This window comes from Polaribacter sp., assembly GCF_049276715.1.
Taxonomy (GTDB): Bacteria; Bacteroidota; Bacteroidia; order Flavobacteriales; family Flavobacteriaceae; genus Polaribacter.
This window is the reverse complement of sequence record NZ_JBASWY010000005.1, coordinates 1-24,557: the sequence shown is the minus strand read 5'-3', so window position 1 is coordinate 24,557 and position 24,557 is coordinate 1. Positions and strand designations below refer to the sequence as shown.

21 protein-coding genes are annotated in these 24,557 nt (G+C 31.1%); 17 read left to right on the top strand and 4 right to left on the bottom strand.

The features are described from left to right. The first annotated feature begins 12 nt into the window (after positions 1-12). The 7 genes from WAO74_RS00530 (at position 13) to WAO74_RS00500 (ending at position 7,341) form a co-directional block, all read left to right on the top strand. Entirely contained in the window at positions 13-1,476 is a 1,464-nt protein-coding gene (locus WAO74_RS00530; RefSeq protein WP_422158790.1) for a RagB/SusD family nutrient uptake outer membrane protein, read from the top strand. Between the two features lie 21 nt (positions 1,477-1,497). Then, positions 1,498-2,478 carry a PKD domain-containing protein gene (locus WAO74_RS00525; RefSeq protein ID WP_422158788.1) on the top strand — a complete coding sequence of 327 codons (981 nt, stop codon included), beginning with the start codon at positions 1,498-1,500 and terminating at the stop codon, positions 2,476-2,478. 10 nt (positions 2,479-2,488) lie between these two features. After that, entirely contained in the window at positions 2,489-3,397 is a 909-nt protein-coding gene (locus WAO74_RS00520; RefSeq protein ID WP_422158787.1) for a polysaccharide lyase family 7 protein, read from the top strand. A 77-nt stretch (positions 3,398-3,474) separates the two neighbouring features. Next, on the top strand, positions 3,475-4,179 hold the full coding sequence (locus tag WAO74_RS00515; RefSeq protein WP_422158785.1) for a FadR/GntR family transcriptional regulator: 705 nt from the start codon (positions 3,475-3,477) through the stop codon (positions 4,177-4,179). Between the two features lie 166 nt (positions 4,180-4,345). After that, positions 4,346-5,644 (top strand): MFS transporter, encoded by a 1,299-nt coding sequence (locus WAO74_RS00510; RefSeq protein WP_422158784.1) that lies wholly within the window; start codon positions 4,346-4,348, stop codon positions 5,642-5,644. A 20-nt stretch (positions 5,645-5,664) separates the two neighbouring features. Then, positions 5,665-6,429, top strand: a complete 765-nt coding sequence (locus WAO74_RS00505; RefSeq protein ID WP_422158782.1) for an SDR family NAD(P)-dependent oxidoreductase — start codon at positions 5,665-5,667, stop codon at positions 6,427-6,429. Positions 6,430-6,504: 75 nt separating this feature from the next. Continuing rightward, positions 6,505-7,341, top strand: coding sequence for a DMT family transporter (locus WAO74_RS00500; protein ID WP_422158781.1), 837 nt, complete (start codon positions 6,505-6,507; stop codon positions 7,339-7,341). Between the two features lie 126 nt (positions 7,342-7,467). Here WAO74_RS00500 and WAO74_RS00495 read toward each other — a convergent pair whose 3' ends face one another. Genes WAO74_RS00495 through WAO74_RS00480 form a run of 4 tightly spaced genes read right to left on the bottom strand, consistent with a single transcriptional unit; the run spans position 7,468 to position 10,328 of the window. Further along, a complete protein-coding gene (locus WAO74_RS00495) occupies positions 7,468-8,901 on the bottom strand; it encodes an SLC13 family permease (RefSeq protein ID WP_422158779.1) in 1,434 nt (477 codons plus the stop codon). Positions 8,902-8,911: 10 nt separating this feature from the next. Beyond that, positions 8,912-9,835, bottom strand: a complete 924-nt coding sequence (locus WAO74_RS00490) for a hypothetical protein (RefSeq protein ID WP_422158777.1) — start codon at positions 9,833-9,835, stop codon at positions 8,912-8,914. Positions 9,836-9,868: 33 nt separating this feature from the next. Then, complete coding sequence (locus tag WAO74_RS00485) at positions 9,869-9,997, bottom strand: hypothetical protein (protein ID WP_422158776.1); 129 nt, start codon at positions 9,995-9,997, stop codon at positions 9,869-9,871. Between the two features lie 10 nt (positions 9,998-10,007). Further along, positions 10,008-10,328 (bottom strand): hypothetical protein, encoded by a 321-nt coding sequence (locus tag WAO74_RS00480; protein WP_422158774.1) that lies wholly within the window; start codon positions 10,326-10,328, stop codon positions 10,008-10,010. Positions 10,329-10,405: 77 nt separating this feature from the next. Between WAO74_RS00480 and WAO74_RS00475 the strand changes: the two genes are divergently transcribed. The 10 genes from WAO74_RS00475 to WAO74_RS00430 form a co-directional block, all read left to right on the top strand. Continuing rightward, a complete protein-coding gene (locus WAO74_RS00475) occupies positions 10,406-11,902 on the top strand; it encodes a PLP-dependent aminotransferase family protein (protein WP_422158772.1) in 1,497 nt (498 codons plus the stop codon). A 106-nt stretch (positions 11,903-12,008) separates the two neighbouring features. Then, the gene (locus WAO74_RS00470; RefSeq protein WP_422158770.1) at positions 12,009-13,742 is read left to right on the top strand and encodes a T9SS type A sorting domain-containing protein; all 1,734 of its coding nucleotides are present in this window, start codon (positions 12,009-12,011) and stop codon (positions 13,740-13,742) included. A gap of 24 nt (positions 13,743-13,766) precedes the next feature. Next, positions 13,767-14,774, top strand: a complete 1,008-nt coding sequence (locus WAO74_RS00465) for a lamin tail domain-containing protein (protein WP_422158768.1) — start codon at positions 13,767-13,769, stop codon at positions 14,772-14,774. Positions 14,775-14,789: 15 nt separating this feature from the next. Next, positions 14,790-16,151, top strand: coding sequence for a C4-dicarboxylate transporter DcuC (gene dcuC / locus WAO74_RS00460; RefSeq protein WP_422158766.1), 1,362 nt, complete (start codon positions 14,790-14,792; stop codon positions 16,149-16,151). Between the two features lie 3 nt (positions 16,152-16,154). Next, positions 16,155-17,303, top strand: coding sequence for a beta-aspartyl-peptidase (iadA, locus tag WAO74_RS00455; protein ID WP_422158764.1), 1,149 nt, complete (start codon positions 16,155-16,157; stop codon positions 17,301-17,303). A 16-nt stretch (positions 17,304-17,319) separates the two neighbouring features. Then, on the top strand, positions 17,320-18,681 hold the full coding sequence (locus tag WAO74_RS00450) for a porin (RefSeq protein WP_422158762.1): 1,362 nt from the start codon (positions 17,320-17,322) through the stop codon (positions 18,679-18,681). Positions 18,682-18,684: 3 nt separating this feature from the next. Beyond that, positions 18,685-20,220, top strand: a complete 1,536-nt coding sequence (locus WAO74_RS00445) for a M14 family metallopeptidase (protein WP_422158760.1) — start codon at positions 18,685-18,687, stop codon at positions 20,218-20,220. A 21-nt stretch (positions 20,221-20,241) separates the two neighbouring features. Next, positions 20,242-21,516: a hypothetical protein gene (locus WAO74_RS00440; protein ID WP_422158758.1), complete on the top strand. Its 1,275-nt coding sequence runs from the start codon at positions 20,242-20,244 to the stop codon at positions 21,514-21,516. Continuing rightward, complete coding sequence (locus tag WAO74_RS00435; RefSeq protein WP_422158756.1) at positions 21,516-22,658, top strand: T9SS type A sorting domain-containing protein; 1,143 nt, start codon at positions 21,516-21,518, stop codon at positions 22,656-22,658. Before WAO74_RS00440 ends, WAO74_RS00435 begins: the two co-directional genes overlap by 1 nt. Before the next feature lie 484 nt (positions 22,659-23,142). Further along, positions 23,143-24,557, top strand: a 1,415-nt coding sequence (locus WAO74_RS00430) for an Ig-like domain-containing protein (protein ID WP_422158754.1), incomplete at its 3' end; no start/stop codon positions are given.

Genomic DNA, 24,557 nt, shown 5'->3' with positions numbered 1-24,557 from the left:
AAAAATACTATTATGAAATATATAAAATATTTATTTATTGCTGTATTGACCTCTTTTTTTCTATCATGTGGTAATGAAGATTTCTTAAACCCATTACCAGATTCTGCTGTAGCAGTAGAAGGATTTTTTCAATCAGATGCAGATGTTTTAGCTGGAATTATAGGTGTTTACGACGCACTTCAAGGTGTTAATGAAAATACAACAACAAGTATCGCTAATGCGAATAGAGGTGTGCAATTCGAACATCTTTTAACAGAACATAGAACAGATAACACAAGAAACTCAACTTTAGAAGGTTCAAAATCTGATTTTCACAGATACGTTGTAGATGCAAATAATGTAGAATCTGAAGATTATTATGCTTCAATGTACGAGGTTATTTTTAGAGCGAATAATATCTTAAACTTTATAGATGTAGCAGACGCAAGTAATCAAGCAAAATACACTGCTGAAGCGAAATTTTTAAGAGCTTACGCATACTTTAAATTAATAAGATTATTTGGGGACGTTCCTTTGGTAACAACAGTACTTGGACCTGAAGACAAAGTGGCTCTTTTTACAAGAACTCCTGTAGAGCAGGTTTATACGCAAATAGAAACAGATTTACAAGAAGCTATTAATACATTAGATAATACGCATAAATCTAGAGCTTCAAAAGCGGGTGCACAAGCATTATTGGCTAAAGTGTATTTAACACAACCAACACGTAATTATTCAGGGGCACAACTTTTGTGCGAGCAAATAATTAATAGCGCTCAGTTTAGTTTACAAAGTAATTATAGGGATGTTTTTTACAATGAGTTGAATAGTGAAATAATTTTTGCAATTCAATATGAATCTGGAAACGCTCAAGAAAGTCAAAGTTTTTCATCTGAATTTACTTCATCAGTTCGTGCTGGAAGAGAAGATGGTCAAAATATTGTAAATACAAATCTTCTAGTAGACTTAAGAGCTGCAGGTGGAGATAGAACTTTAGTTTCGGTTACCAATCGTGGAGGTTTACTTGCAGATGATGAAAATGAAGTGGCGAAGTTTTTTCCAGATGGATTTGACTCTACAGCTACTCCAGCTTATGGGCCTAATGCACGTAATGCAGGAAACGATTATATTGCAATAAGATATGCAGATGTGCTTTTAATGCATGTAGAAGCAATTATGGCAGGTAATCCATCAACCAACGCAACAGGAGCCTTAAACTCTTTTAGACAAATTAGAGATCGTGCATTTCCAGCAACTGCTCCAAACAATGTAACCAATATTACAAAAGAAGAATTATTGTTAGAAAGACGAGTAGAATTAGCTTTTGAAAATCAACGTTTTTTCGATTTGGTTAGATTTGGTGTTGCAGATGCAGTTTTAAGTGCACACGCTACTCAAATGGGTTATGTGTTTACTTCTAGAGCATTGTTGTTGCCAATTCCTGCAAGGGAAATTAATTTGAGTGAAGGTCTTTTGACCCAAAATCCTGGATACTAATAACTTAAAATTTATAAAATAATGAAAAACAAAACAAATATTTTCAGTAAATCAACTATGTTGTGTTTACTTGGAATGCTATTAATAACTAGTTTTTTTTCTAGTTGTACAGATCTTTTTAGAGAAGATTTGCCAGGTGCAAATTCTCAAGTAGATAATTTTTTACCAGGGGCAGATTTTTCGTATATACCAGATGCAAGCAACTTTAAAAATATACAGTTCACAGATCTTTCAGTAGAATCTAACAAATATTTCTGGGATTTTAATGGCGAAGCAACATCAACCTTACAAGATCCTTCTCATATTTTTGAAGGGGGAGAAGGTACATACCCAGTAACATTAACTGTTAGCGATTCAAATGGAGCATCAGATTCTAAAACCATTCAAGTAGAGGTGGTAGATAAATTCGTTCCTATAACTCCAACAATTTTAAATGGAGATTTTAATAATAGTTCAACCGATTGGAAGTTTTCTACATTTACAGGAGGTAACACAAATCCATTCAATTCAAGTTCAGATGGTTCTTGGTTAAATTATGACGGTTCTGATAATGGAGCGAAAACTAAAGGAGCTAAATGGACTAAAAGTACTTCTGCTGGGGTTTATTTAAGCTCAAACACAAGATATGCATACCAAGCTGTATCACTTTCTCCATCACCATATATAAATCCTAAATTTCCTAATAGACCACCAATTGTAGTTAAATATATCTTAGAATATGAGTACGCAATTAAAACTCCAGATGAGCAATCTGGCATTGCAGATGGTGGTAATAGAATTTTAGCAGCAATTTTAGATGGTCATTTTGATGATGGTGCAGATGCAGTAGCCAGTACTCCTATAGTAAATTTTGTAGGCACAGAGGTAAAAGGGAAAACTACTTTTACAACAGTTCAAATAGAGTTTACATCGAATGCTATTGGAGAAGTTGGAATAATGATTTATGCAGTAACAGATGTTGATGCTTACGTAGACAATGTTAAAATTTATCCAGCTAACTAATTAGTAGAAAATGAAAAAAATCCGAAAAATAAAGTTATTACTTTTAGTAATTATATTTATATCTGTGAACGCTATTTCTTACAAAACTGAGAATAGCGTTGCAGAAACGGATAAGAATTCTGATGAAAAAAATATTGGAAAAAAGGTAAAATTACCTAAAATAGATCTAAGTCACTGGAAGGTTACTTTACCAGTAACTAAAGAAGATGGAAAGCCTTATGAAATTGATCCACCAGAAATATTAGATTTTGCAAAAAATGAAATTGCAAAACCTTACATGTACATAGATTCTACGAAAGGAGCAATCGTTTTTCATGCAATGCCTACAGACTCTAAAACCAGTAACACAAAATATACGAGGTCAGAATTAAGAGAACAAATGATACCTGGTAATAATAATAAGAACTGGACATTTGCAGACGGAGCCTACATGAAAGGGAAAATAGAAATGGAGGAAGTTAGTAAAGATGCCAATGGTAAATACCACATAGTAATTATTATGCAAATTCATGGAAGACTTACTAATGAACAGCGTGATTTAATAGGTCAAAAAGATAACAATGCACCTCCAATATTAAAAATTTATTGGGATCAAGGTAGAATTCGTATAAAGTCTAAGGTTCTTAAAAATGTAAATGCAGCAGGTAATTTATTATTGTTAGAAGATATTTGGGATAATGATGAAGGTTATAATTTTGAGCAAAAAGTAGATTTCAGAAAATTTACTTTAGAGGTAAAAGTTTCAGATGGTAAAATGGTGATTGTTTTAAATGGTAGCGAATTTAAGGTTTACGATAGTATACACATTAAAAAATGGGGTATTTTCGAAAATTATTTTAAAGCAGGAAATTATTTTCAATCAACAGATGAGGGTTCTTACGCCAAAGTTAATTTTTACGAGTTAGAAGTGTCACATTAAATTTGATAAAGAAATTAGTTTTTATATATTTATAGGCAGTTATTTGGTTAACCAAATAAAAATTTAAAATATAAAATATGAAGTTAGAAGTTCTTACTAAAAATGACAATCAAAAGGTTCAAAATCTTATTATAGTTGGTATAAGAGATTTAATCAATTATAAAAATTTAGAACCAGGAGATAAGTTACCATCTGAGAGAATGCTCTCAGAAAAGTTTGAAGTAAGCAGAAGTAATGTTAGAGAAGCAATTCAAAAACTAGAGTTTTACGGTTTATTAAAATCTAGGCCACAAAGTGGAACTTTTGTAGCGAATATTGGCATTACTGCACTGAATGGAATGATTGAAGATATTTTAAGATTAGATGAGCCAGATTTTAAATCGTTAGTAGAAACAAGAATTTTATTAGAATTAAAAACAGTAAAACTAGCTGCTTTAAGAAGAACAGAAGACGATTTAGAACAAATTAAAGACGCATTAGAAGCTTATAAAGCTAAGGTAGTTAGTGGAGAAGATGCTGTCCAAGAAGATTTATTATTCCATTTAGCAATAGCAAAAGCAAGTGGCAATAGCACAATGAATACTTTTATGTTAATTATTACTCCAGAAATTATTACTAACTTTAAAAAGCACCATGTTTGTGACGCAGGTTTGGCTCAAAGAGGTATTACAGACCATCAATCTATATTTAATGCTATCAAAAATCAAGACCCGCAATTAGCCAAGCAAAAAATGAAAGAACATTTTAGAGAACTTTATACCTATTGCTATAATGTTCAATAACACAAAAAATAAAACATATTTTTTTTAAACTTTAGCTAATTTAAATAGATATAAATTAATTATTAATAAAGTAATCATATTGCTTTATAAGTAAACTTTTTGCCTTTTTTAAATTTAAAAAATAAAATAATTGTGTTTAAAATAATGAAAATCAATATGTATTCATATGAAAATTAAAGGATTAAGATGGTGGGTAGTTGGACTTGTAGCATTAGCTGCAGTTATAAATTATATTGATAGACAAGCATTTGGAGCACTTTGGCCAAATATTGCAAATGATTTATTTCCAGAAATGGATAAAGATGGGCATAAAGCAATCTATGGTACTATTTCAACAGTTTTTATACTTTCATATGCTGGAGGTCAAGCTCTTTTTGGTAAAATTTTCGATTGGATAGGAACCAGAATAGGCTTTGCTCTTTCTATAGGCGTTTGGTCTATTGCAACAATGTTGCATGCTTTTGCTCAAGGAATTATTAGTTTTTCAATATTTAGATCTTTATTAGGAATTGCAGAAGCTGGTAATTGGCCAGGTGCTGCAAAAGCAAATGCAGAATGGTTTCCAACTACAGAGAGAGCACTTGCTCAAGGAATCTTTAATTCAGGAGCATCAATTGGTGGTATAGTAGCGTATCCTATAATAGGTTTATTATCTATATATTTTAATTGGCAAGCAATTTTTATAGTTGTTGCTGTTCTTGGATTCTTATGGCTGTTACCTTGGTTATATATGGTTAAAGGAGCACCTATATCTCACCCTTGGTTAACAGAAGATGAAAAAAAGTACATTCTCTCTGGTCAAAGAAATCAAGATATCAATAAGGTTGGAGATGATGATAAAGAATATACTCCTACCACTGGTCAATTATTAAAGCACAAAGAAAGCTGGGGAGTTATAATATCTTCTGCTGCAATAGACCCTATATGGTGGCTCTTTATTGTTTGGATACCAATTTATTTGTCAGAGGTTTTTGGAATGGATGTTAAAGAAATAGCTTTCTCAGCTTGGGTACCTTATGTAGGAGCTATGATTGGTGCTATATTTGGAGGTTTAATTGCAAAAAATAGAATAAAATCTGGTTGGTCTGTAGATAAAACAAGAAAACTAACCATCACTTTGGGTGTTGCAATGATGATTCCATGCTTTTTCCTACTAAAAGCACCAGGGTCCGCTATCAATGCTGTAATAATTATGGCGGTTTTACTTTTTGGCTTTCAAGTAGCAATAGGAAATATTCAGACTTTACCAAGCGATCTGTTTAGTGGTAAGATTGTAGGAACTCTATCTGGTTTTGCTGGTATGGCTGCTAAGTTAGGCGCAGCTGGACTTACTATATTGGTTACATTTATAACAACAGGAGGTAATTATACACCAGCATTTTTAATTGGAGGTACACTAGCACTAATTGCACTACTTGCTGTTTGGTTGTTATGCCCAAAAATTGAACCCTTAAAAGAAAAATAAGAAATAAAAATAAAAATAACATGAGTAAAATAAATGAAAAAATAGCTGTTATAACAGGAGCTACAGGAGGTATTGGATTTGAAGTTGCAAAAAGATTAGGTAGAGATGGATTTACTGTTGTATTAAATGGTATTGATGATGCAGCTGGTGCAGAAAAAGTTAAAGAGCTAACTGCAGAAGGAATTAAGGCAGAATATTATGGTTTTGACGTAACAAAAGATGAAGATGTAACCTCAAATATTAATGCAATTGGTAATAAATATGGTAAAATTGATGTGTTAGTTAATAATGCAGGTGGTTTAGGAGGAAGATCTAGATTTGAAGAAATGACTACCGAATTTTACAGATTTGTAATGGCTTTAAATCTCGATTCAACATTTTTTGCTTCAAGAGCAGCAATTCCTTTTTTAAGGAAAAGTGATTATGCATCAATCATAAATTATACATCTAATGCAGGTTGGAATGCTGGTGGACCTGGAGCAGGAATTTACGGAACATCTAAAGCAGGTGTGCATGCAATTACAAGAGCATTAGCAAAAGATTTAGCAGAATATGGTATAAGAGTAAATGCAGTTTCTCCAGGAACTATAGATACACCATTTCATGCTCAAATTAAAGCTACAAAGCCAGAAGTATTTGCTTCTTGGGCAAACAATATTATGTTAGGTAGATTAGGTCAACCAGAAGATGTTGCAGGTGTTGTTTCTTTCTTAGCAAGTAAAGATGCAAGTTTTATTACAGCAGAAACCATACAAGTTGGTGGTGGCCAGGCCTTAGGAATTTAAGATAAAATATTTTTTTTGGGATAGTCGTTTTGTAAATTCTACGAAACGACTATTTTTTTATATTTGATAGATTTTATGGAACAAAATAAGGCCATTTTTTATATGATTTTTAGCGTAATTGCTTTTGCAATTATGAATGTTTTCGTAAAATATTTAAATGAATTTAATGTCTATCAAATTGTTTTCTTTAGATCTATTGGAACCTTGTTTTTTACGATTCCATTAATTATTAGATACAAAGTGCCTATTTTAGGTACAAACAAAAAACTCTTATTAATTAGAGGTATTGTAGGTGTTATTTCGTTAACATGTTTTTTTCAATCTTTAAATTATTTAGCAGTGGGTACAGCAGTTTCTTTAAGATATACTTCACCCATTTTTGCTGCTATTTTAGCTTTTTTTTTATTAAAAGAAAAAATAAAAACCATTCAATGGTTTTTGTTTTTATTAGCATTTATTGGAGTTTTAATCATCAAAGGTTTTGGCTCTGATGTAAATTCTATTGGCTTACTTTTCATTTTTATATCAGCATTATTTCATGGTTTTGTTTTTGTATTAATTCGTAAAATTGGAGACAAAGAAAACCCTTTAGTTATTATCAACTATTTTATGGTTTTAGCTTTTGTTTTCGGCGGAATTTTATCAATTAATAATTGGAGAACCCCAGAATCTACAGAATGGATTTTCTTATTAAGTTTGGGTATTTTTGGTTATATAGGTCAATTATATATGACAAAAGCATTTCAAGCAAATGAGACAAATTTAGTAGCACCTCTAAAGTATTTAGAAGTTATTTTTACCATAATTATTGGTGCCTCTTGGTTTGGAGAAATATATAATTTTTGGACTTTATTGGGTATTTTATTAATCTTAACAGGATTGATTTATAATATATACGTTAAAAGAAAATAAAATTTAATATTCGTTTTACTTCCGTTTTAAATTCTTTCCACCTTTTTAAGCAAAGAAAATTGGCCTATTTTTATTAAATTTCAAAAGATTTTATAGCTGTTTAACTACTTTAAAGTGCTTAATTTATCAACTGAAATCCCACAGTAAAGGAAGCACAAAATATACGATTAAGGTTAATAAAATAATGGAAATGATATTCATTCCGAAGCCTTTTTTAAACATATCTTCTATTTTTAAGTAACCAGAGCCAAATACCACTGCATTTGGTGGTGTAGCAACTGGAAGCATAAATGCGCATGAAGCTGCAACAGTGGCACCTACTAACAAAAAGTAAGGATGAACTCCAATAGCAGAAGCTAAAGAAACTAGCACAGGCAATAACATTGCTGTAGTTGCCAAATTAGAAGTTATTTCCGTTAAAAAGTTAACGGAAGTTATTAAAATAAGTAATAATAAAAATAAAGGTACTGAACCTAAAGATGTCATTTGGGCGCCAATCCAAACTGCCAAGCCACTGGTTTCAAAACCTAATGCCAACGCCATTCCACCTCCAAAAAGTAATACAATACCCCAAGGTAATTTAACAGCATCTTCCCAGTTCATAAGCTTCTCGCTTTTATTTTTTGAAGGGATTATAAAAAGTAAAACAGCAAAGAAAACAGCAATTATGGTATCATCAATTTTAGGAATAAAACTTTCTAGTAAAAACGATCTTGTAATCCAAGAAAAAGCCGTGGCTAAAAACACTAAAAAAACAGCCTTTTCTTCATAAGAAATTTCGCCCAATTCCTTAAGTTGTCTTTTAATTTCTTTGTTTCCTCCAGGAAATTCATTTTGTTTAAATGTAAAGGCAAAACGTGTTAAATATAACCAGCAAATTACCAGTAAAATAATGGCTATTGGAAAGCCGAACATAAACCATTGAGAAAAAGAAATCTCAATATTATAGGTTTGTTTTATAACACCTGCCAGAACTAAATTTGGTGGTGTACCAATTAAAGTAGCCATACCACCAATGGATGCACTGTAAGCAATTGCTAACATTAAAGCTTTAGCAAAAATGCTGTTTTCGTTTTCTATAGTTGCAGGATTATCTTTTAATTGCGAAATAATTGCCATTCCAACAGGTAAAATCATTACTGCAGAGGCTGTGTTGGAAATCCACATAGATAAAAAAGCAGTCGCAATCATAAACCCTAAAATGATATTTTTTACATTGGTTCCAACAATTCTAATAATTGTTAGCGCAATTCTTTTATGCAATTTCCATTTTTCAATTGCAATGGCTAAAATGAATCCTCCAATATAAAGAAACACGTATTTATGACCATAAGATGCAGTTGTATCATTCAAACCCATAGCACCAGACAATGGAAAAAGAATGATTGGCAATAAAGCTGTCACTGCAATAGGAATTGCTTCAGTAATCCACCAAATAGCAATCCAAGCAGCACAAGCCAATACTGCTTTTGCTTCTGAGGTTAACCCATCAGGATTAAAGAATAAAATAATAATTACAAATAATACTGGTCCTAAAACTAATCCTATGTTTTTTTTCATGGTTACTTTACTATTTAAATATAATATCTGCTGCCTTTTCTAGAGCAGCTCTAAAATCGTGACCTAAACCTTTATTGGTTTGTATTTTCCATTGATAAGGTATGCTGTTTAAAGCAGCTAAATCTTTAGATTTATTATAAAAATGATAAGCTCTTTGAAATCTATTCGTTCCTTGTGCATCTGTAAATTGATTTCTTCTTAAGCTGCTATCATTTGAATTATTGTCTAATTCACCCACTTGTATAAAAACGGATTTTGAAAATAAGTTTGTAAGATTTATATTTTCAAGTGGACTTTTTTCGAATCCGTAAGGAAAATCAATAGTAAAATTTGGCACTGTATACCAACCTCCTGCAGAAATAATTACCTTATTATAGGCATTATCAGGTTTAAACATAATTAATCTTTGTGCAAATTGAGCGCCAGCAGAATGACCAATAATATGATACGTTTTTGATGTGTTGCCTATTTCATTTTTTGTAAAATTAAAGAGGTTTTCCACCCCAGAAAAGGCCCATTCATTCTCAGGGTTTATTGTATTTAACGAAGGATTATCACCATCTATAAAAACATTGCCTAAATTGTAACCATCTCCACCAGGATAATTTGTTTCAGAAAATTCTGGAGTAATTACTATAAAATTATAGGCGTTCGCCTTTTCAATTATGGCATTTCTATAGTCTTTGGCATTTCTTCCTGCACCATGAAAAACCATAACAATTGAAGCGTTTTTTGCTGCATTTTGTGGTATATGATAATAAATATTCAATTTCTTATCGTTATTTATAAATTCAAAAAAACCTGAACCAACTGTGGTCGCATTTGGCACAAGTGGTATGTTATTTATTATTTTTTGATCATCTGAACAGGATAAAAGTAAATTTGATATAAAAAATGCTAAAATTATGTTTTTTAAAAGCACTAAGTTTTTCATTGTAAGAATTTGTATTGGGTTTTTTCTATCAATTTATTTTTGCACTAAAACCAATTGCAATGTTTTTTCTAAATTATTTTTATCATAAGAGTAGCCATTTTCTGTATTAATTCTATGCACAATAATCATTTGAGATTCTGGATAAATTGCTAATATTTGCATGCTAAGTCCTTTATGATAAAAAGAGATTATTTTTTTTTTGGGCTACAGCAATTCCAATTAATGAGTGTATTAATGGTTTTCGAATGGAATGTATAAGGTGTTTTTCTGAGGCATTTCCCCAATTAAAAATAACTTCTCCATCAACTATAACCATCATTGATGATGAGCCATGGTTTTGCAAAAAAGTTTGTAGCTCATCAAATTTTTGCAATAAATACTCTTTAATTTCTCTCGAAGTTTCTTGGTTTTGTGATTTTAAATTTCCACAACTTACAACTAAAAGTAATAAAAAGAGTTTAAAAATTACCTCTGTAAATAGATGCTTGCTCATTTCTAATTTAATTATCTAAGAGAAAAATAAAGGACGTTTATTTTTTATTACTTTAGCAATACCAATTTATATAAATTATGAATACCAATTTTGATTTTACAATCGGAAGAATTAAAAAATCATTAGAAAAACAACAAAAATCCATTTATAAAAACAAGTATATCTTACTTTACAAGGCCATTAAAGATTGTATTGAAAATATCGAATTACCTAATAATTGGTTACTTCCTTCTACCAGAGTTTTGGCAGAAGAACTTAAACTCTCTAGAACAACAATCGTTAAATCTTACGAATTATTACAATTAGAAAAATTAGTCATTTCTAAAGTAGGTTCTGGTTTTGTTGTAAATTATGATGTAAATGAAAAAAATAGTGATGGTAAAGAAAAATCAAAAATTGATAGCAATTTATATCCAGAAATGTCTGGAAAAGGAAATTCTTTTTTAGACAATTTTTCTTTAATTAATAGAGTTCCAGCTTCTAGTGTGGCTTTTAGACCAGGTATTCCGCCTTTAGATATCTTTCCAATAAACAGGTGGAAAAATTTATTAAATACATATTGGAGATATGTAAAATCTTCGGCATTGTCTTATGAAAGATCAACAGGAATAGATCCATTAAAAAAAAGTATCAGTAATTATTTAAATGTTAGTAGAAATATAAAGTGCGATTATAACCAAATAATGGTGGTTTCTGGTTCTTTACAATCTTTGTATTTAATTGGGAGTGTTATGGTTGATAAAGGGGATAATATAATTTTAGAAAACCCAGCCTTTCCAAATGTGCATTCGTTATTTAGAAGTTTGCAGGCCAATCTTTTGCCAGTTTCTTTAGATGATGAGGGAATTAGCATCCAAAAAATGAATGAATTAAATCATTTAAAACCAAAATTGGTGCATGTAACACCTTCCAATCATTATCCTTTAGGGACAAAAATGAGTTTAAAAAGAAGAAAAGAACTCTTAAACTGGGCATCCATCAACAAAGCATTCATCATAGAAAATGACTATGAAAATGAAGTAGCAAATCATTTAAATAAAATACCAAGTATTTATAGTTTAGATACAGAAGACAGAACTATTTACATGGGTACTTTTAACAGATTGTTGCATCCTTCAATACGTTTAGGTTATATGATTGTGCCAAAATATTTAATAAAGGCAGTAGAAGCATTGCAAGAACATTCTCATAGGTTTGTTGCACCATCAGTTCAAACTGTTATGAATCAATTTATAGAAAGAAATTATTTATACCAGCATTTAAAAAATTTAATGGAAGTATCTCAAGAAAGACAAGCGCTTTTTTTAAAAGAATTTCAAAAAAGTAAAACCATGTCTATTGGCAATCAATCTTTTACAAGTCTTAATTTGGTTGCAAAATTTAATCATAAAGTCCCAGAAGATAAAGAAGCAGAAATTATTAATAAGTTAAAAGAAGCAAACATTAATGTTCATTCTTTAAGTGAATGTTTTATTGGTAATAAAAAAGAACAGGGAATAATATTGGGGTATTCTGCTGTAAGAGAAAATATTTTAGAAAGAAAAGTAAAAAAACTTGTAAATATTATTGGATAAACTAGTAAAACATAATTGGTATTAAATATTTTATTTAATTGGTATCTAGTTTTGGTTTTGTTTCGTTTTATTTTTAAAGATTATTATTAAAATAAACTTACATATCATGAAAAAACTTTACTTTTTATTTTTATTTATTTCATTAAATGCATTTTCTCAAAATGTTACAATTACTAAAGTTATCGAAGCTGGTTGCGCAGACCCCTTCGTAAAATCTGTTGAACTTTATGTAGATGGTACAGTAAATTTTTCTACGGATGTTATATTAAATTACATGAATAATGGTGGTGCTTGGTCTGCTAATCAAATAGATATTTCTGCTTTAGGAACAGTATCAAATAAGTTTGTTTACATTGTAAGAGACATTGCGTTAATGGAAGCAGAATTCCCAAATACAACCTTTGATGCAACAAATACAGTTGTTACAAGTACTGCAACAAATGGTGATGATGGTTACCAAATTGTATTAAATGGTACAGTTGTGAGTCAGTTTGGTAAAACAGAAACAGATGCAGATGCTGAAGATGGAACTGCAGATGCATGGAGCCATAATGACGCTGTTGCAACCAGAAAAACAGGAATTCCAGATCTTGGTGTTTGGGACAGATCTCATTGGGATATTACTGCAGAAAACGATTTAGATGCACATACGTCTTGTCAAAATGCAGCGAGTACAAATTTAGAAACTTATTTTGCAACATTGGGCAGTACTTATTCTTTAGGTTCTGGTTCTGGATGGACACCAACAGCAGCAACTTGTACAACTACTTTGGGAGATGTAAATACCTCTTGTAGTTCAGTTACAGCAGGCGCAACCGACGACACATACACTGCGTATATTGATTTTGCTGGAGGTAACACAGGTAAAACGTTTGTAATAACAACTACCTCTGGAACTATTGGAGGAGATAGCCCAACATCAGCAGTAACAGGTACTATAGAAATTTCTGGAATCGCAGAAGGTACAGACATTACAGTAACTGTAAAAGATACTGCAAATGGTGGGGTTTGTAATTTAAGCACAACTGTAGTAAGTCCTGCATGTATTCCATTAATTATTAACGAAGTCTTATTCGATCCTGCAGGTGCAGCAGCTACAGACTTAGAAGGCGATGCTAATGGAGATGGAGTAAGAGATGCTGCTCAAGATGAATTTATTGAATTTTTTAATATTTCAGATGCTCCTTTAGATATTAGTGGATACAAATTGTTTGATGCTTTTTCTTTAGGAACTGATGAGCCAAGACATATATTTCCAGCACAAACAATTATACCTGCAAAAAGTGCATTGGTAGTATTTGGTGGAGGAACACCAACAGGAAATTTTGGAGATGTAATTGTACAAACAGCATCAGAAGGCGCTTCACCCGAACTTAATTTATCAAACAGTGGTGATATAATTACAATTAAAAACACAAGTAATGTTATTGCTTTAGTATATAGTAGCTCATCAACAGGTATTAGTCATAGTCAAAACCAATCTGTTACTAGAAGCCCAGATTTAACAGGTAATTTTGTATTGCATACAGATGCGAATGCAAGTTTACTTTTTTCTCCGGGATTAAAATTAGATGGAGCTGTATTGTCTAATGATAGTTTTGGTATAGATGGTTTAAACCTATATCCAAACCCGATAAAAGCTTCAAACAGTTATGTTAAAATAATTACAAATTCAAGTGAAGCTATTAGTGTAATTATTTTTGATGTTTTAGGAAAACAAATTAGTAATCAAAAAATTACAGATAATAAAATAAATATTTCTAGCTTAAATACAGGTTTGTATCTTGTACAAATTTCACAAGGAGATAAAAAATCTACCAAAAAGTTATTGGTAAATTAACATCAAATTTAAATTTTTAAAATAATGAAAAGAATACATTTTCCGAATATGTTTTTCTCTATGATGTTTGCAATATTTCTATTGCAAACATCTTGTACAACAGAAGATATTCTACCAACTATTGAATTATCTACAGATAAAGACAATTTAAGTGAAGCAAATGGAACCTTAATTTTAACAGCTACAATTAATACAGTTGCATCAGAAAATGTTTCTATTCCAATTTTAACATCTGGTACTGCAACACTATCATCAGATTATTCTTTATCAGCTTCAGAAATTGTAATTAATTCTGGCCAAAGTTCTGGCTCAATTACAGTTACAGGATTGCAAGATCAACAAATAGAAGGAGTAGAAACCTTGGTTTTAGATTTCGGTCAAACTTCAAGTTTTTTAAACTTAGGAAACTCAACCTTACAAATTTCTGTTTTAGATGATGATGCAGACTCAGATAATGATGGGGTTTTAGATAGCAATGACGATTGCCCAAATTTAGCTGGAGACCCTAGTAATAATGGTTGTCCATTTTTAGGTTTTTTAATCAACGAAGTTTTGTATGATCCTGCTTCAGGTGCAGATGGAGATGCCAATGGAGATGGAACAAGAAATGCCAATGAAGATGAGTTCATAGAATTTTTTAATTCAGGACCTCAAATAGATATTTCTGGTTACACAGTTTCAGACGAATCTAGTTTCAGACACACTTTTCCAACAGGAACAGTTTTGGGAGTAAACAAAGTTTTAGTCTTATTTGGTGGAGGAACACCAACAGGTAATTTTGGTGGTGCACTTGTACAAACTGCTTCAGAAGGATTGTTAAATATTACAAATTCTGGTGATATCATGACAATGAGAGATACCAATGGAAATGTGGTCGTTGTTTTTGATACATATCCTTTATCTGGAAATCCAGATGAAGCTTATACCAGAAGCCCAGATTTAACAGGAGATTTTGCACAGCATGCAGGAATACCTGAGGCAAATGGCAAATTATTTTCTCCAGGAACCAAATTAGATGGATCGCTTTTTTAAATAATTAAAAACTTTATGCATTATTTGGGGGTTATCATATCACTAGTATTTGTTGTACTAGTTGCAAAGCTTTTATTAAAAAAGTACAATCCGCATGCGGTTTTGTTACTGTCTGGCTTGGCAATGTTGGTAATATCTCAAATTTTAAGTTATCAAATGCCAAGTTTAGAAAACCCAACTGGTTTTGCAGGCTTTGATTTGTTTAGATATATTAAAGAATCATTTAGTGAAACAAATGCAGGAGTTGGTTTAATGATTATGTCAATTGGTGGTTTTGTTGCCTATATTGATAAAATTGGCGCTTCAGAAGCACTCGTTTATGTAGCCATGAAACCTTTAAAATTATTAAGAAAATACCCATATATAGCAGCTTCTATGGTTATTCCTATTGGTCAATTACTTTTTGTAGCTATACCCTCAGCAGCAGGTTTAAGTTTGCTTTTAATGGCATCCTTATTTCCTATATTAGTTAATTTGGGCGTAAGCAGGCTATCAGCAGTTTCTGTAATTACTGCAGCAACGGCTTTTGGTATTGGGCCTGCATCAGCAATATCTGTGAGTGCAACAACCATATCAGAAATTCCTGTAATAACTTTCTTTTTACATTATCAAATTCCATTGGTTTTACCATTAAGTCTTTCAATGATGATTACTTACTTCTTTGTAAATCGATATTTTGATAAAAAAAATAATCTTATTGAAATTGTAGAAAAAACGGAAGAAAAAATATTGAAGGTTCCTATTTATTATGCCATCATTCCAATTTTACCTATCATATTGTTGATTGTTTTTTCTAAAATTTTTAATTTATTTAAAACACCTATTATTTTAGATACAACTACAGCTATGTTTATAAGTTTGTTTGCAGCGTTAATTTTTGAATTGATTCGAACAAAAAAAATAAACAATGTTCTTAATTCTTTACAAACTTTTTGGAATGGAATGGGTAATATTTTTAAAACGGTTGTTACTTTAATAATTACTGCAGACATTTTTGCAAAAGGGCTAATAAGCTTAGGTTTTATTGATGGTCTTTTAGCACTTGCACAAAATATTGGTTTTGGAGCAATTGGTATTGGAGTTATTATGTCTATAATGATATTTTTAGCATCTATGCTAATGGGAAGTGGTAATGCATCTTTTTTTGCATTTGGCCCACTTGTTCCGAAAATAGCTAAAACTTTAGGTGTTGAGAGTAGCACTATTATACTTCCTATGCAATTATCAGCATCAATGGGAAGAACAGTATCACCTGTTGCAGGTGTTATTATTGCAACAGCCGAAATTGCCAAAGTAACTACAATAGATATTGTAAAAAGAAATTTAATCCCCTTAGCTGTGGCATTAGCCATTATGCTAATGTATCATTATATATAACATATGCTTACATTAATAAAAAATACGCAACTCTATTCCCCAAAAAAATTGGGCAAAAAAGACATTTTAATTGCTGATAAAAAAATTGTAGCAATAGGGAATAATTTAGATAGTTTTAAAAACGAGCACGTTCTAGTTATTGATGCAAAAGAAAAAATAGTAACTCCTGGGTTAATAGACCAACATATACATATTAATGGTGCAGGTGGTAAGCAGGGTTTTGCATCTATGACACCAGAAATAAGTTTATCAGAATTAATTGCTTGTGGTTCTACAACTGTAGTAGGTTTGTTGGGAACAGATGGAACAGCTAGAGATATAAAAAGCTTGTATGCAAAAGCAAAAGCATTAGAGCAAGAAGGTATTTCTGCCTATATGTTTTGCGGTTATTATGGTGTAGATTCTTTAACAATAACAAAATCCATACAAGATGATATGGTTTTTATTGATAAGGTTTTAGGATGTAAAATTGCTATTAGCGATGTTCGATCATCCTACCCAACAGCAAAAGAATTATTAAGAAAACTAAGAGATGTTAGAGTTGGTGGCTTTTTAAGCCAGAAAAAAGGAATTTTACACGTTCATTTAGGAGGTTTGGAAAGTAAATTAGATCCACTTTTTGAGCTGGTAGAAAAATATAAATTTCCAATCGAACATATTTCTCCAACACATTTAGGCAGAACAAAAGCACTTTTTGATGAAGGAATTAAGTTCGCAAAAATGGGTGGAATTATAGATATTACAACTGGTGCATCTCAATACACAGCTCCTTATAAATCTGTTTTATATGCATTAGAACAAGGAGCATCTATAGAAAATATGACTTTTAGTTCTGATGGTAATGCTGGGTTAACAAAGTTTGATGAAAACAAAAATGAAATTGGAGTTAGAAAAGCACCTATAGATAAAAATTTAGAAGAAACCATTTTACTAATTCAAAAAGGTGGTTTGGCAATTGAAGAGGCATTTAAATTAATCACTACAAATCCTGCCAGAAATTTAGGTTTGCAACACAAAGGAAAAGTAGAAGTAGGTTGTGATGCAGATTTATGTTTTTTTGATAACAATTTTAAATTAACAGATGTTTTTGCCAACGGAAAACAATTAATGCGAGATGCAGAAATTATTGTAAAAGGAACATTTGAAAGCTAATATGAAACAAAATCGTATGAAAATAGTAAGAATTTTTTTTACATTGATGGGTGTTTTGAGTTGTCTAAATTTAGCAGCACAAGACACAGAATTAAATAGCTATACTTTTGGAGAAGGAATAACTTTTGATAACAATAAAGGAGCTAAATTTAAAATTGAAGGTTATTTGCAACCCTATTTTGAATCTAAAAGTTATTCGAATTTAGACGAAACAGCAAATCGTTATAGAATGCGAAGAATGCGGTTACGTTTGTCTGGTAACTCTTCAAACGAACGATTTAGTTATCGTTTTCAGGTAGATTTAGGTGGAGCAAATGAAGTAGATGATGATGCTCAAAATCTCTACTTGTTAGATGCGTATATAGAATATTCCTTAACTAAAAGAATTAATATAAGTTTTGGTCAAAGAGCAACTTACACAGACAATAGAGAACTTTTTATGAACTCATATGCCCTACAACTGGTAGAAAGAAGTAGATTAACATCTGCTTTTGCAACTATTAGAGAGTTTGGTTTATTTGTAAGAGGCAACTTTAAAACTGGTGGGGGTAGTTTTTTGAGACCCTATTTTGTATTAACAACTGGTGATGGTCCAAATGTGTTTAGAAAAGATAGAGGAGGTTTAAAAGTTGGAGGTCGTGTAGATTTTTTGCCCTTTGGTACGTTTACAAATTTTGGTCAATTTCGCCAATCAGATATTGTTAGGGAACGCGCTCCAAAATTTGTAATTGGTGCTCATTACAGTCTTAATAATGGAATGACGAGCAGAAGAGGTAGAGACAGTGGTCGTATAATTTATTTAAACGATGCCAATGATAATGGAGCCTTAGATGATGGTGAGGAATCTTTACCAAACTATACTAAATTTGGAGTCGATTTTCTTTTTAAATATCAAGGTTTTTCAGTTTTAGGTGAATTTGTTAAAAGTACAGCTACAGTGCCAGATGATATTAATTTAAGAAATGATTATTTAGGTGATGATCCAAGTGTGCTTACCAATAGGTTTAGAGGTAGAGTAACCCCAACTTCTCCAGATTTTAGAGATTATACACCAGAAGAATATGTTAGAAGACAGTTAATTTTAGGACAAGCCTACAATATTCAAATGGGTTATTTATTCAAAAATAATTTTTCTTTAGATGCTAGATATACGCACATAGAATCAGATGAAAACTCTTTTTTAAACAACCCAGCTTTTTTTAACAGACCAAATCACTACACTTTCGGAGTAACTAAATTCTTATCTAGAAGTTATGGTGCAAAAATTCAGGCTTCTTATTCAATTGCAGATGGTGGTAAAGGAATTACAACTAATGAAGACACCGTAACTTTTGAAAACGAGAAAATCTTCAGATTAATTCTAACATTAGCTTTTTAAAGGATGAAAAAAACAATATATACACTATTTATTTTATTGATTTCATTGCCAATAGCTGCGCAATTAAGTCCACAATCTAAAAACATAACAGAAACTTTTTTTCCTGATATTACATCTGTAGAAAATGTAACACCAGCTTTAAAAAAAGAAAATGGCTACACAAATTATAAAGAATTATGGGATTATTTAAACGATTTAAAAACAAAACACTCTAATAATATCATAGTAGCTTACATAGGTGAATCTCAAAATAAACATAAAATTCCTATGGTTATTTTATCAAACCCAAACAAAAAAGAAAAAATTAGAGTTTGGATGCAAGGAGGTTTACATGGAGACGAATCTGCAAGTACAGAAGGAATGTTGTATTTAATTTATCAACTATTAAATAACGAAAAATACAAAGCTATTTTAGATAATATTGAGCTGGCAATTGTGCCAATGGCAAATATTGATGGTTATTTAAAGAAAGATAGATATGCTGCAAATGGTTTAGATTTAAATAGAGATCAAACCAAATTAATGGCTCCAGAAAGCATAGTGTTAAAAAACGCATTTGTAACTTTTAACCCAGAAATTGCTGTTGATTTTCATGAGTTCAGACCCTTTAGAAGAGATTTTGCAAAGATGGGCGATTTTGGATTAGCAACACTTTACGACGCTATGTTTTTAAACACAGGAAATTTAAACGTACCAGAAAATTTAAGAAACTTCACAGAAAACGTATTTGTTAAAAATGCTATGGAAACTCTAAAAGATAAAGGGTTTAGAACGCGTCCATATATTTCAACTGCAGATTATAATGGAGATGTTATTTTTAATGAAGGTTCTTTAAATTCAAGATCAAGTGTAACCAATTATTCTTTAACAAATGTAATTGCAACCTTACTCGAAGTTAGAGGAGTTGGTATTGGAAAAACATCATTTAGACGAAGAGTTTTTATTACTTTTTCAGTAGCAATTTCTTATTTAGAAACAGCCATTAAAAACGAATCTTTAGTAAGAGAGGAAATTAAAAAAGCAATTAACAATCAAAAAGAAGATGTTGTTGTAACACATAAAAGAGCTGTTTTTAATGATAAAATTCAAATGATAGATTTAAATACAGAAGAAATAATTGATGTAGCAATAAGAAAAAGAACATCCTCTAAAGTAGAACCATCTTTAGTAAGAAAAAGACCAGTTGCTTATTATTTAGATGAGAGTCAAAAAATGCTTGTCGAAAAAATGAGAGTTCTAGGTGTCGAAGTTCATCAACTAGAAAAAGATGAAGAAAAAATGGCTGAGTCTTATACCATAACTTATTATGATAAAGATTATAAAAAATACGAACAAATTAATCAGCAAGATGTACGAACCGAAATAACAAAAGAGAAAAAAACTTTTAAAAAAGGTACTTATAAAGTGATGATGAATCAAAAAAGAGCAAATATAGTGATAGAGCTCTTAGAGCCAGAAGCATCCAATAGTTTTGTAGGTTTTGGACTTTTAGAAACCAAAAAAGGAGCAACATTACCAATATATAGAATTTTAAATTAAAAGAAATAAATACAATTGAATATGAAACGATTTCAGAACTTTAATTACAGGATAACACTTTGTACTTTTTTATGTGTTTGTATTCCTTTTTTTGCAATGGCTCAAGATGATGATGAAGACAAAGAACAAGATGGAGATAAAACAGCTGCAAGAAATCAAGTAGATTTTAATTTAGGTGGGGGTTTAAATTTTTCTTTAAATGATGGTAACTATCAATTTAATTTGGGAGGTTTTATTCAGCCAAGTTTTATATCATCTAAAACAAATGGTTTAGAAAGAGAAAACCAATACAATTCCAGAAGAACTTACTTGCAATTTTCCGGAAATGCAGTAAAAGAAAAAGTGAGTTTTTTGTTTCAGTTAGATTATAGTTTACCAGAACCTTTACTAGACGCTTGGATGGCTTATCATCCTTACGAATTTTTAACCATTACTGTTGGGCAAAAACAAACGTTTTTAAACAATAGAGAAATGATGTATAGAGAAGACCGTTTGCAATTTACAAATCGTAGTTTTTTAAGTAATAATTTTAGTAATACAGGAAGAGAATTGGGTGTTTTTGTAAGCTCTAAATTTGGCGATTCTTTTGGAATTGCACCCATGTTTGCAGTAACTTCTGGAGATGGAAGAAACTCTTTTGGAGCAACCTCTAGAGATACAGATTTAGGAGGCATAAAATATGGTGGACGTCTAGACTTGTATCCTTTAGGTTTTTTTAAAGCTGGAAACGATTTAACAAGTACAGATTTGTTGCACGAAGAAAAATTAAAATTTGTTATTGGAGCTGCTGCAAGTATTAATAATGGAGCAAGTAATGCTGTTGGCGAAGGTCATGGAGATTATATTTTATACGATGCAAATGGTTTAAATAATTATCCAGATTACACCCAAATTTATGCAGATATCTTATTTAAGTATCAAGGGTTTTCTTTATTGGGAGAGTATGTAAATACAACTGCTTCTAATATTGATATTACCTTCACAGATGCCAATGCTACACAAATTTTAGCACCAACTCAAATTAGCCAGTTTTTAGCTTTAGGAGATAGTTTTAATATACAGGCAGGTTATGTAACTCAAAGTGGTTTTAGTTTCGATGTTCGTTATGAAAACACAAATCCAGAATTTTTGAATAATGTAAATTCTATTGTACAAAAAGCAAGTGCCTATTCTTTTGGCTTGTCTAAATATTTTGTGGGCAACAGTTTAAAAGTACAAACTTCATATACAAGTTTAAATCCAGCTATTGGTTTAGAAACGAATCAATTTGATGTGTTATTCCAAATTACATTCTAATGAGAAAATGGTTTTTGGTTGCGCTATTTGGTTGTTTTTTTCTACCCTTAATTGGTCAGAATTTAACTCCAAATACAACAGGATCTTTTACTTATGTGCCTTCTGGTGCCTTAAGTTCTAAATCGATTAAGGTTTTTTACCATATTCCAAATGGAGATGTAAAAACAATGCCAATTTTAATGTCTTTTCATGGTGTAGAGAGAAATGCTGATGATTACAGAGATTATTGGATTTCGATGGCAAATGCCAATAAGTTTATGGTATTTGCACCAGAATTTTCTGACGCACAATTTTCTACTGGAGATGCATATAATTTAGCAAATATTTTCGATGATGGAGATAATCCATCAGCAGCAACCTTTAACTCTAAAGACGAATGGACTTTTTCTGTTTTAGATCCTTTATTTACGCGCATAAAAACCGCTGTTTCTGGAACACAACAAAAATACAATGCTTGGGGACATTCTGCTGGTGCACAATTTTTGCATCGTTTTGTAATGTATGTACCCAACAGTAATTTAGATATTGCAGTTTGTTCGAATGCTGGTTGGTACACAGTTCCAGAATTTTCAGTAGATTTTCCTTACGGACTAAATAAAGGACAACTACCAACCAACGATTTAAAAGCCGCTTTTTCTAAAAAACTAATTGTGCATTTAGGTTTAAATGATACCGATCCAAATTCTGCAGGTTTAAGACATAATACAGTTGTAGACAATCAGCAAGGATTAAATAGATTAGTAAGAGGGCGTTACTTTTTTACTGAAAGTCAAACCACATCACAAAGTCTAAATACCGCTTTTAATTGGCAAAAGGATGAGGTTTCTGGTGTAGCTCATAATGCGCAATTAATGGCAAATGATGCTTTAGAGCATGTTTTAAAAAGCACTTTATCTGTCAATGAAATTCATCTTGAAACTCAACTGTTTGCATATCCAAACCCTGTAAAAAATGAATTATTTTTTGATAATTCAGCATTAAAACTTACCAAAGTTGAGGTTTTCTCAATACAAGGAAAATTGATTTCTACTCACTATTTCCACGATTTTATGAACAATCAAAAAATAGATTTTTCTAAAATTTCTGCTGGAATTTACTTTTTAAAGGGCAAAGAATTTATTAGTAAAATTATCAAAGAATAAACGATTTCCTTTAACTATCCATTTCTTATCAAACCTATACGTTGCTTTGATTCAATAATATAATCAATAGAAAAATCAACAATATTTATTCAATAGCCTATATTTTTGAAAATATTTATAGTTAAAATTGAATTTTAATTCTTTTTTTTCACTAAAATTTTATTTGGAAATACCCGTTTTAAAGCAAAAACTTCTTTTTTTTAGAGGGTAATCAATAATATTTTAAAATATTTTACTAAAATTATGTGAATTATTATTTTTTATTACTATGTTTGTAAACTGAAAATGAAAGTAATTTTCAGAATTATATAATTTTTTTTAAACTAAACCCCCTATGATTAAAAAAACCACCTTCGTTTTGATGTTTATACATCAGTTTACACAAAATTTTTTATCGTTAAATAAAGTTAGTATTAGTTTATCGCAAGATATCTAGTCCTTATCGTGTCAAACAAATTTTTCTAAAATTTTTAATATCCCCCTAATGATTAAAAAAAATACCCTCGTTTATGCTAAAAAAGCAGTTAATACTTTTACATTAAAGTTGCTTTTTATAACCCTACTATCATTGAGTTCGTTTGCTCAAGTTAACGGAAATTCGGTGAATTATTTCGAAGATTTTACTTCTGCAGGTTCTCCAACAAATACACCCAATGGTTCTTACTGGATGTTTTATAATGAAATTCATCCAACACAAGATACTTGGAATAAGTTTATTCCAGGAGATGGAAATGCTTATGTTACTGTAGATGCAGACATTAGTAATGATTTAGATTGGATTCATCCATATCAAGCCTTAATATTTGGTGGAGTAGGCGAAAATCATCGACTTGAAGTTAGAATGAAAGGAGCTGTTGTAGATGGTGGTTTGGTTTCATTTCTTTTTACTTATGAGCAACAAGGATCAACTTTTAATGAAGTAGATTTAGAGTTAGTGGCAAGAGATTTGGCTGTTCCTGCACATGCAACATTACCTAATGATGGTGGTTGGACAGATGCAAGGTTTAATACTTGGAGAAATGCTAACGAAAATACAAATCGTCCTTTTACTGGAACTAAAAAAGCAGTCGTAAATGGACAAAATGAAAAAATATCTCTGATAGATGATGAATTTCACATCTATACAATAGATTGGAGATCTAATAAAATTGACTTTTTTATAGATGGAGTTTTACAAGAAACAATTACCTCTAACATTGCTACGAATACAGCAGAAGTAATTTTCGGTTTTAGACAATTACCATGGGCAGGTGGTTTTAATTGGGGTGGAACACATACAATGGTTATCGATTATTTAAAAATTGAGCCTTTAGAAGAAGTTACAGTTGCAGCAGATGATTATTATTTAGTAAGTAAAGACGCAACAACAGATTTAAATGTGTTACTTAATGATTCACCAGGAACAACGATTACATCTTATGATCAATTAAGTGCAGAAGGTTTTCCAGTTTCTGCAACAGCTTCGTTAATGACATATACATCATCAGGAGGTTTTACAGGGCAAGATAGTTTTACATACACTATTACTGATCAAAATGGTTTAACAGCAACAGCAACAGTAGATATATATATAGAATATGTAGAACCAGTAAATGGAGTTGCATTTGCAAAAGGCGATGCCATTACAGTAGCTCAAAACACAACTACAAATTTAGATGTTTTAGCAGATAATGGAAATGGAGCAGATGATTTTGGAACAGATGGAGCAGCAGATTATGGTTTAACATTTTTAAATGGTACACTATCAGGTGCAAGTGAACAAGGCACTGTTATAGTAGATACAAAAGGTACAGAAAGCCCTTTAGATGATGTTATTACTTACACACCAAAAACAGGTTTTACAGGCGTAGATCATTTTTATTATTCGATTACAGACGTAAGTGGAGATACTTCCATAGC